Raw genomic sequence first — 8,389 nt, 5'->3', positions numbered from 1 at the left:
GCTGTAAGTGAACACCGTGTGCCCGGACAGCGTCAACGGACACGGCAAGCTGCAACGCCAGCTCAGCGAGGCTGGAATGTCGGACGGCGAGGTCGGCGACGTGGTGGATCCAGATGTGCTGTTCAGCGAGGTTGACGGCGTATTGGACGCTGTGGAGAAGCCAGCTATGCACGTCTACCCACTACCCGCAGCCAACTCGCAGCCCTCCCGATCGACGCTATCCACTTCGGCAACGAAGAAGCAAGGGCCGATGCTGCGGCTCGCCGACCTCGGTTGATTCGCCAGCGCACTTAGAAAGGCCGCCCATTCTCTTCGCTGAAGAAGCCGATCTCGAAAAGTGCGTGATGTACCCGAGTACGTAAATCGGGACGAAGAGTGTCGCCGGATTCCTGGAACCATAAGTTCACCGCTTGAATGTCGTACTGCGCCATCGGGCGATCGGCGCCAAGATTCCCCGCGCATATAGCTTCGAGAGTCGTAACGGCATCAGGGAGATTCAGCGAACGAACAAGGCGCACCGACATGACCCCCATCGAAAGTGGTGCACCCCTGTGGCTCTTTGCAAGCGCCGCCGTGAACGAAAAAAGATCGACGTCACTTAAGTCAGGAGAGCCCGCGAGTACGTCACTTGCTCGCCAGAGGTTCGTACCACCGCCAGCGTGTACCGCCACCCACCGCAATATCTCGATCCGCCGCGACCCGGCCGGGTCATCATCGATAGTGTGCTCGGGAAACAAGAACCGTAGTGCACTTTCGCAAGAGCTCTCATCACGGAAGATTGCCGACCAAGTACTCTCCTCGATTGCCGTGATCGGTAGGATGTTAAAGAGGACAGCGGTTAGTGCAGGTAAGGCTGCAGCGTCGGTTGACTCGCTCGCGTAAGAGTTTAGATGCGCCAGGTCGCTCGCGAGGAGAGCCAATGCAAAGTTGCCAGAGTCCCAGTTTGCGGTGAGTAACATCGACCGAGATTCTAGGGAGCTGTTCGGGCCGACGAACTGGCCGGAGTACCGTTCCCACCACTGCGCATCCCGGTGTAAAAGCCATCGAGCCCAGTGGCCGATGCTGCGGGTGAAAAGCAGGTCACTGAGCGCGATGCTCGCAAGTCGGTCGAGAGCGTGACTCAGCGCCACATCTCGCGTGATATTACCGTCAATAGGCGAACTCAGTGCTACAAGAAGGTGCACTACTTCGCCACGAACAGAGAATAGGGCCGGCATGCCGTAATCGTGTTCTTGAGAGCCAAACCAAGTGACCATTAGAATGCTTGCAGGCAGTACTTCTTCGGTCCACCAGTCAATGTCTTCAGCTTGAGGAGGTTGTTCGGCGACGCGATGGCGGAGGTGTTCGAGCACCGTCTCGGCGAGTTGGCTCGCTACCGGCTTCGCCGACTCGTTTCCGTTCAATGCGAAATCGTTTACCTCGGCGACGAGGTTCATCCAGAGCGACTTCAGTTCGCCCCAGGATGGCATCGGCGCTTCGCCGGCGTCACTTTTGAGGGCACGGAGCACGTGGAGCCGCGACCCCAGATCTTGTATTCGGGCGACCGACCGAAAATGTGTCAGCCACTCCTCTCGATGAAATTTCACGTGCGCTTCTATCTGCTGATACCGACGCGACAGAAGGTTTGGATCACCGGGATCACCAAGAGCAGACGAGCTGTTGAGTACTTCCGTCAGATCGACGACTGTCATGTCATCGAAGTCAATATCCTGCAGCGGAGAGCTGTGTGCGCGCGGTGCAACAGAAGGATCGTAGGCGGGCTGGGGTCCGAAATTGACGTCTTGAGTGGCCGCCTGCTGTAGGACGCGTCTCCACATCTCGGGCCTTGCATCTTCGGGTAGGTACGCGGTCCACTGGGCCTCTCTGAACCAATCCGCGCGATAGCTAACGGCCGGATCTAGATCAGCAGACACTACATCTGGCGAGGGGGCCTCTCCAAGTATGGCTCGAATTGATGATACGGCTTCATCGCCAAGCAAGGGAAGAGTTGCGGCTAGCAGGTTATAATCTGGCACTTCTGGCCACTCGGAATTGCTCATGCGATCTATGACGAGATCGAATCCCCGGCGAGCGAGTAGGGCACGTCGCCCCGGATCCGATGTCTCGATGGCCTTGGCCAAAGCAGCTGCGACGAGCGCTTCATGGCTGCGCTTGCCAAGCATCGTGAGGTCGACAGTTTCGCCCAACGCCTGTTCTGTTGCAACGACCTCCAATGAGGTTTCGATTAGTACGTGGGCGAGAGTTTGCGCTCTCGTAGACTTGTAACGGAAATGTTGTTCTATGGCGTGGGGAGTTTGCCTGTCAAGCTGGGTAAGAGCATTTATAATTGCCGACGAGAATTTTGACCGATCGGGAGGAGCAGCGGTTGGAAGTTGCGAGAGCGCAGATTCCAGTACCAAATTCATCCCGTGAACGGAATGATATTGCCTCGCTAAAACATCGAGGTTGGTAACGAGTCGAGTCAGAACTCTCCACCAGATCCATTTCGGTGAACCATTCACCTGGGTTTGCAACCACCGTGCGACATACGCGGAATGCATTTCTCGACCGGCTTTTCGGCTCAAGCGATCGACCTCGAAGGCTACCGCTGCGCCAGCAATCGAAGCACAATCAAGTAGCTCGGCAGCTACTTCCGCAGTCAGCTTCCGGTCTGCATCAATGCGATCAATTAAAGCCTTGAATTCGTCGGAGTTATTGATGGCCAGGTGGCGGACATAGCTGTATGCCAGCCAGGCCGAACGCCCGGGCAGGAGCTCCTCTATATGGATTGTTCGAGCGAGAAGAGGATCGCGGACGTTGTCGAAGAGGTAGACACGGATGCGCGGATCGGGGTTCGAAGATAGTAGGACGGATATTGATTCGAAATCTTTTGATCTGACCAACTCCCGATATTGCCTCGAAGTTACTGCTAGCGGTGCAACAAGTTCGACAAGCCGCTCAAGCACTCGATTGAGGAGTGCAAGCGCGTCGTCGTAAGTAGTACTCCCATGCACGCCGGCATTAGCGGCCTTGTTCAATTCGCGCATTTCATTCATCGCCGGGATACTCAGGTCTGCTGGCAAACCCGGGTTCAGAACCCCGATAAAGCCTGCCACCCTACTCAAGAAGCCCTTGTTCGAGGCGGCGACTGCTTTCTCTAGGGAATTTAGTTCTTTCTGAAGAGCCGTTCTGAGGTCGGAGTCGACCACGTCAATGCTTTGACGCCAACGCTTCACCAATTGCTGGGCTGCGTCTTTTATCCTCGGATCGTCGAGTTTTGGGAAGATGGAATCCATCGCATCTCGAACGCAGTAGCTGATCAAGTTTCCAGTTGTACTTATGGGTTCTTCTGAAATCTCCGAAGTGTGCGCAAGTTGAATTCCCCTAGAGAGCATAGCTAGCCCGCGATCTCCCTGGGCGGAGATTGAGCTCAACGGGCTCAGCTGCTCGAGCAGCTGCTCCCGCCATTCGTTGTCGAACACCGGAATCCCTTCATGGCGCCCTACTGGCGGCTCAAACATTTTTGTTTCTTTGGCAATACTGGAATCCGTGATTGTCTCGACTACCGGACATAGTCACTCTTGTTCGAGAATGAAGTCGACGAATTGCGCTTGGTGGTTTCTATCCTCAGGTGGCGTCAGTGTCACCATGCCGAGCAAAGGTTTCGTTGATTCCGAATGCCAGAACAAGCCATCCGTGTGAACTGCTCGGGGTCAGTTGGTCCGAGTAGCGCCTTGTGAGATCGGCCACATTGGCCCAGGAAGCGAGGGCGTCGGTGATATCCTCCCCCTCGACTAATTGGCCAATGTGAGACGAATCCACGCCCGCGCGATCGGCCGTCGCGTAAATGAGGTCGAAGAGCCGCCGTTCCGCAGCTGCGGTGAGGACTTCGCCCGGTGTTACTGCGGCGTCATGGTTGGCCGCAAGTTGTAGCACGACGAAGTTGAGATGCGAGTACTGGCGGAGGGTTGTCATGAAATCGAAGGTATCCGGTGGACAGGCGATCGCGGTAGCGATGTTTCAGATCTGGGTAACTCCTTCACGTTCGATCGACCTCTCTCCTGTTGTTGGCCGCTGTCCTATGCTCAGCTTATGAGTTGGCCTCGTAATCTATACTCCGGCTCGGGCGGTGGGCTCTACACGGGCACCGGCGGTGGCATGTCAGAGTCTCGCGGTGACGGTGCTTCCACGCTCCATGGCGGGGGCGCGTCGACGCTTCGAGGCGGCGGCTTGTCCACGTTGCGAGGAGGGGGACTATCTACTCTGCGGGGAGGCGGCCTGTCGACGCTTCGAGGAGGGGGCCTCTCCACGTTGCGCGGTGGCGGTTTATCGACGCTGAGGGGTGGTGGGCTGTCAACGCTGCGCAGCGGTGGCCTCTGGGACGGTCGAGACGACGAGCCTTATGTGGGCAATGTTCCGCCGTGGCCGCTCTACGTTCAGGAGCTCTGCAAGCTTGGTTTGAGTTACCACGCAGACATGATTTCTGAGGCCCGCGGGCTTCGCTAGCCGGATTCGATCTTCTGGGGTGTCTCTCGGAGCGCTGTTCGCGAGCCAGTACCGCCCTTCGTCTCGGTCGCGAGCCGGCGGACGGGAGTCAAGGTAACGGAAATCCCGGCTCGACGGTGAGCGTGTGGCCGGCTGCGAGCACCCCGCCGAGGTAGGTCTCGTGCGGAGCGTGGTTGCAGTCGTGCACGTCCATCCCGAGCATGTGCCCGGCGCGGGAGATGCTCCACCGGCGGTGGTACGACGCGGACGGGGCCATGGCCTCGTCGACGGAGCAGCGGATCAGGCCGAGGTCGATCAGCCCCTCGGTGAGGGCGCGCCCGCACGCGTCCTGGTAGTCCCGGAACCGCACACCCGCGCGCAGAACCGCGAAGCTCGACGTCAGGCTCTCATCGGAGTCAGGCGCGAACACGCCTCCGCGTCCGCCCATGGCATCTCGCTTGCCGCGTCAGCGGAATGTCCGGCTGATCGCGCTGCCCGTCTGGAACACGGTGATCCACGCGAAGAATCTCTGAAGGGGACGCAGCGGGAACGCGACGAGCCTCCGCCAGCCCGTCACTAGAGACCACGATCTGACGATCCGGACTCGAGCGCCGCCGGTCGTGCTCACCACGGTGAAATCGGTCAGAAGCGAGCTGCTGTGCGGAACATCGGGATACGCGAAGCTCCACGCGATCCGGTCCGGTCGGTGCGCGACCACGAGTTCGATCCTGCGGCGGCTGAATTGGGGCTTCACCTTAATCGGCTTTCCGTCAGGAAGACGTCCGCGTGCGCGGCCGTGCCAGACCGCGCTGGTCGCGACGTCCTGGTCCGCACGATCGATCGAGCCGACAGTCACCTCCCACTCGGAGACGCGTGCCGGGTCGGCGAGGAACTCCCACACCTCCTCGATCGGTGCTGGAACGAACGTCTCCGTCGACGCCGATACCCGCCCCTTCATCGTCGTCACGGTTCGTCCGACAGGCGCGTCGAACCGGTCGAGCTGCTCGAGCACGGCCCCGGGTGACGTCCCCAGGCGCCCGAGGATGTCGGCGATCAGTCCGCTCGGCTCGGACACGAGGTCTCGGAGCACGGCGGCGGCGTCACCGTCCTTCTTCCTTCCGCTGGAGCGGGTGATGAGGTCCATCGCGCGCCTGCTCCACTCGTACCCGGCCGTCTCATGGAACACGATCCGTCCGGTGTCGGGGAACGACGCTCGGATACCGAGGGAGGCCAGCTGGGCCGCATGCTGCTCCTCCACGGCGCGGCGGGCGGCGTCCAGGTCGATGCCCATGCCGCGCAGGGCTTCTCCGGCGGGTTGGTCGTTGATGACCAGGGCCAGGAACAGATGCTCGAGGTCGGCTACGCGGAGCCCGGCTCGGGATGCTTCCTCCATAGCCGCGAGGGAGAGGGACTGAGTGGTCTGAGCGACGCGAGCGAGCTTGCTCATGCGTTCCTCCTGTGGATCGGGATAGTGGGGTCGACTCGTCTGGAGTGCTTCTTGTGGACGGCCTGCCGGGTCACCCCGAGCGCATCCGCGATGTCCTGCCACGTCATACCCGCCCGCAGCGCGGCCTCGACCTGCTGGAGCTCCAAGGTGTCCGCCAGCACACGCAATGTCGCCACGGCTCGCAGCCCCGCTCTCGGGTCGCTGGTGTCGGCCGCCACTGCCGCGATCTGTGAGGACTCCATGCTGTCAACCTAGGTTGCTGACGTCGGCCTTGTCAACGTGGGTTGCACAAGGCTGTGCTCCGCCTTCTTCTTCGTCACCTTCGTGGTCGCCGTCGCCGTCGACCTGATCACGGGCCTCCCCGCAGAGGGTGAGGAGCGCGGAGGGCCGCAGAGAACAGCGGAGGACCCGGTGGCCGGCGCTCGCCCCTGCGGCCGCTGCCGTGGAGACGACCCGCCGGAACGAGCCTTCACAGAACGCTCGCCTCGGCTCAGACTGGTGCGAGGACGCCGGTCACGCCCGCTCGACCACCGCTCCTCGGCGCGGTCCTCACCGAGAGGGCTGCCACGGGGAGCGCTCCGCGGAGGCGTGCCGTCTCCTGCAGAGGATTTGTCGAACCGACCCGGCCCGGAGAACACGGGTCGGACGAACCTGGAGGCGCGATGAAGGTCATGCTCGTGATGCGGTCCGACGGCAGCTACGCCGGAGGCGGTGCCCCCGAGGACTACGCGGCGTGGGAGGACTACGAAGCGGCACTGAAGGCGGACGGCGTTCTCGTCGAATCGGCCCGCTTCGCCGGCGGGGGCGTCTCCGTCGGGACCGATCTGTCCGCGGCGGGCGAGGAGCGCGGCGGTTCGTCCCCTTCGCGAGCGGAGGGTCCGTCCACCCTCGTCGGGTACTACCTCCTCGACTGCTCGGATCAGGACGACGCCGTCCGGTACGCCCGCCGTGCCCCCCTCTACGGCTCGGTCGAGGTGCACGAGCTCGCCCAGTACTGAGCTCGGGACCCGCCGTCGGTCGAGCACCCGTCCTCCACGAGGATCGGGACGCGCTCGGCTGCGAGTCGGTTCTGATCCTCTCGCGCCCGCCCCTGCCAGCAGGCCTTGACGCTCCGCCGTCCGAACTGGACGCGCCATCCGTGGCGAGCCGAAGCGCCTACGGCCCCTCGAGCCGCTGCGGTCCTCGGGGAACGACGGCGCCGGCACGGGGTGCTCGAGTCAGCGTCCCGAACGCGCCGGACGCGAGAAGTACAGCCACACCACGAGGGCTGCCCCCCACAGCAGGAACAGCGGATCCCACAGCAGCGCGTGACCGGTCATGGCCGACTCGTCGTAGCCGCCGTCGGGTCGGATGATTCCGAGGAGGACCGCCCCGCTCGCCGCGACGTCGACCCCGCCGTAGAGGATCAGGAACACGCCCCCGACCCGGCTGACGCCCCGCCAGATCCGCACCCCCGGAATGCGTCCGGAGGCCGCGGCGACCGGCACAGTAGCGGCGGTCGCCTTCACGAGGCCGATCAGGCCGAGCAGCACTGCGGCTCCGACCGGCGACCGCTCCACCGCATCGACCGCCCACGGGCCGACGGTCGGCAGGAGGAATCGACCGCCGAACGCCCAGTAGAGGCTCGAGGCCGCGTGCAGCAGACCCGCGAGGCACGCGACGGCGAGGCCGACCCGTGCGATCGGTCGATCCCGGGACCCGGGAGGCTGGACAGTCACACCGAGAGGATGCATCACGGACGAGAACGGGGTCCACGCCGCGCGTCCCTCTCTACCCCGACCACCGTCCGCGCTACCGGGGCGCGTCAGGCGGACTCGCGGAGCACCAGCTGGTGGCGGACGGTGCGGTGGACGTCCGGACCGCCCGGCGGGACCTCGCCGGCGATCATGGCGACCGCGAGGTCGAGGGCGTGCCGCGCGAGCTCGTCGAGGTCGACGGCGAGGGTCGTCAGCGTCGGTGCGAGCAGCCGCCCGATCGAGAGGCCGTCGATGCCGACCACCCGGACGTCGCCGGGCACGTCGACGCCCGCCCGGCGGCAGGCGGAGAGCACGCCGAGCGCGCAGAGGTCGTTGAACGCGACGATCGCGTCGGCGACCCGCGGCCGGGCGATGATCCGCTCGGTCGCGTCCGCGGCCGCCTGGGCGGTAGCGCCCTCAGCGCGCACCACGGAGGCCTCGAGTCCGTGCGCGGCGAAGGCCCGGATCAGCAGCTCCGCTCGCCGGCTCGGCCGGCCATCCTGGGAGACGTCGACGACCATCGGATGCCGGACTCCCGCTCCGGCCAGGTGCTCGGCCAGCGCCTCGACCGCGTCGGAGTGGTCGAGCAGCACCGCGGCCCGCAGCGGGTCGCCGGTCGGGTCCAGCTCGACGACCGGCACGGAGCCGAGCCGCTCGATCCACTCCGCAGCACGATCGCCGAAGAAGCCGATCACCGCGTCGGTCTGCGCGCCCAGCGCCCGGATCATCCGATCGGAGTCGG

General features: G+C 63.4%; 9 protein-coding genes and 1 pseudogene. 2 read left to right on the top strand and 8 right to left on the bottom strand.

What is annotated here, in order from left to right; genetic code table 11:
* Positions 1-16 precede the first annotated feature (16 nt).
* On the top strand, positions 17-277 hold the full coding sequence (locus C5D44_RS12895) for a hypothetical protein (RefSeq protein WP_146082559.1): 261 nt from the start codon (positions 17-19) through the stop codon (positions 275-277).
* 13 nt (positions 278-290) lie between these two features.
* Here C5D44_RS12895 and C5D44_RS17775 read toward each other — a convergent pair whose 3' ends face one another.
* The 6 genes and pseudogenes from C5D44_RS17775 to C5D44_RS12870 all read right to left on the bottom strand — a co-directional run bounded on the left by C5D44_RS17775 (position 291) and on the right by C5D44_RS12870 (position 6,153).
* Entirely contained in the window at positions 291-3,461 is a 3,171-nt protein-coding gene (locus tag C5D44_RS17775) for a hypothetical protein (RefSeq protein ID WP_146088050.1), read from the bottom strand.
* A gap of 145 nt (positions 3,462-3,606) precedes the next feature.
* Positions 3,607-3,954, bottom strand: coding sequence for a hypothetical protein (locus tag C5D44_RS17770; RefSeq protein WP_146082557.1), 348 nt, complete (start codon positions 3,952-3,954; stop codon positions 3,607-3,609).
* Between the two features lie 619 nt (positions 3,955-4,573).
* Positions 4,574-4,912 (bottom strand): M24 family metallopeptidase, encoded by a 339-nt coding sequence (locus tag C5D44_RS12880; protein ID WP_104281866.1) that lies wholly within the window; start codon positions 4,910-4,912, stop codon positions 4,574-4,576.
* A gap of 18 nt (positions 4,913-4,930) precedes the next feature.
* Positions 4,931-5,608 (bottom strand): SRPBCC domain-containing protein, encoded by a 678-nt coding sequence (locus tag C5D44_RS18535; protein WP_258067977.1) that lies wholly within the window; start codon positions 5,606-5,608, stop codon positions 4,931-4,933.
* A 117-nt stretch (positions 5,609-5,725) separates the two neighbouring features.
* Positions 5,726-5,857, bottom strand: a pseudogene (locus C5D44_RS18720) (Clp protease N-terminal domain-containing protein); the annotation flags it as partial.
* A 50-nt stretch (positions 5,858-5,907) separates the two neighbouring features.
* On the bottom strand, positions 5,908-6,153 hold the full coding sequence (locus tag C5D44_RS12870) for a hypothetical protein (protein ID WP_104281864.1): 246 nt from the start codon (positions 6,151-6,153) through the stop codon (positions 5,908-5,910).
* 420 nt (positions 6,154-6,573) lie between these two features.
* On the opposite strand from C5D44_RS12870, the gene C5D44_RS12865 reads away from it, so the two are divergent.
* Positions 6,574-6,909: a YciI family protein gene (locus C5D44_RS12865; protein WP_104281863.1), complete on the top strand. Its 336-nt coding sequence runs from the start codon at positions 6,574-6,576 to the stop codon at positions 6,907-6,909.
* 219 nt (positions 6,910-7,128) lie between these two features.
* On the opposite strand, the gene C5D44_RS12860 is transcribed toward C5D44_RS12865, so the two are convergent.
* Positions 7,129-7,629 carry a DUF3995 domain-containing protein gene (locus C5D44_RS12860; RefSeq protein ID WP_258067976.1) on the bottom strand — a complete coding sequence of 167 codons (501 nt, stop codon included), beginning with the start codon at positions 7,627-7,629 and terminating at the stop codon, positions 7,129-7,131.
* A gap of 86 nt (positions 7,630-7,715) precedes the next feature.
* Complete coding sequence (locus tag C5D44_RS12855; protein ID WP_104281876.1) at positions 7,716-8,375, bottom strand: substrate-binding domain-containing protein; 660 nt, start codon at positions 8,373-8,375, stop codon at positions 7,716-7,718.
* Positions 8,376-8,389: the final 14 nt, after the last annotated feature.

It is taken from the genome of Rathayibacter sp. AY1B5 (assembly GCF_002932795.1).
In the GTDB taxonomy this organism is placed as follows: Bacteria; Actinomycetota; Actinomycetes; order Actinomycetales; family Microbacteriaceae; genus Rathayibacter.
The sequence above is the reverse complement of the archived record's forward strand: the minus strand, read 5'-3'. Positions and strand labels throughout refer to the sequence as shown.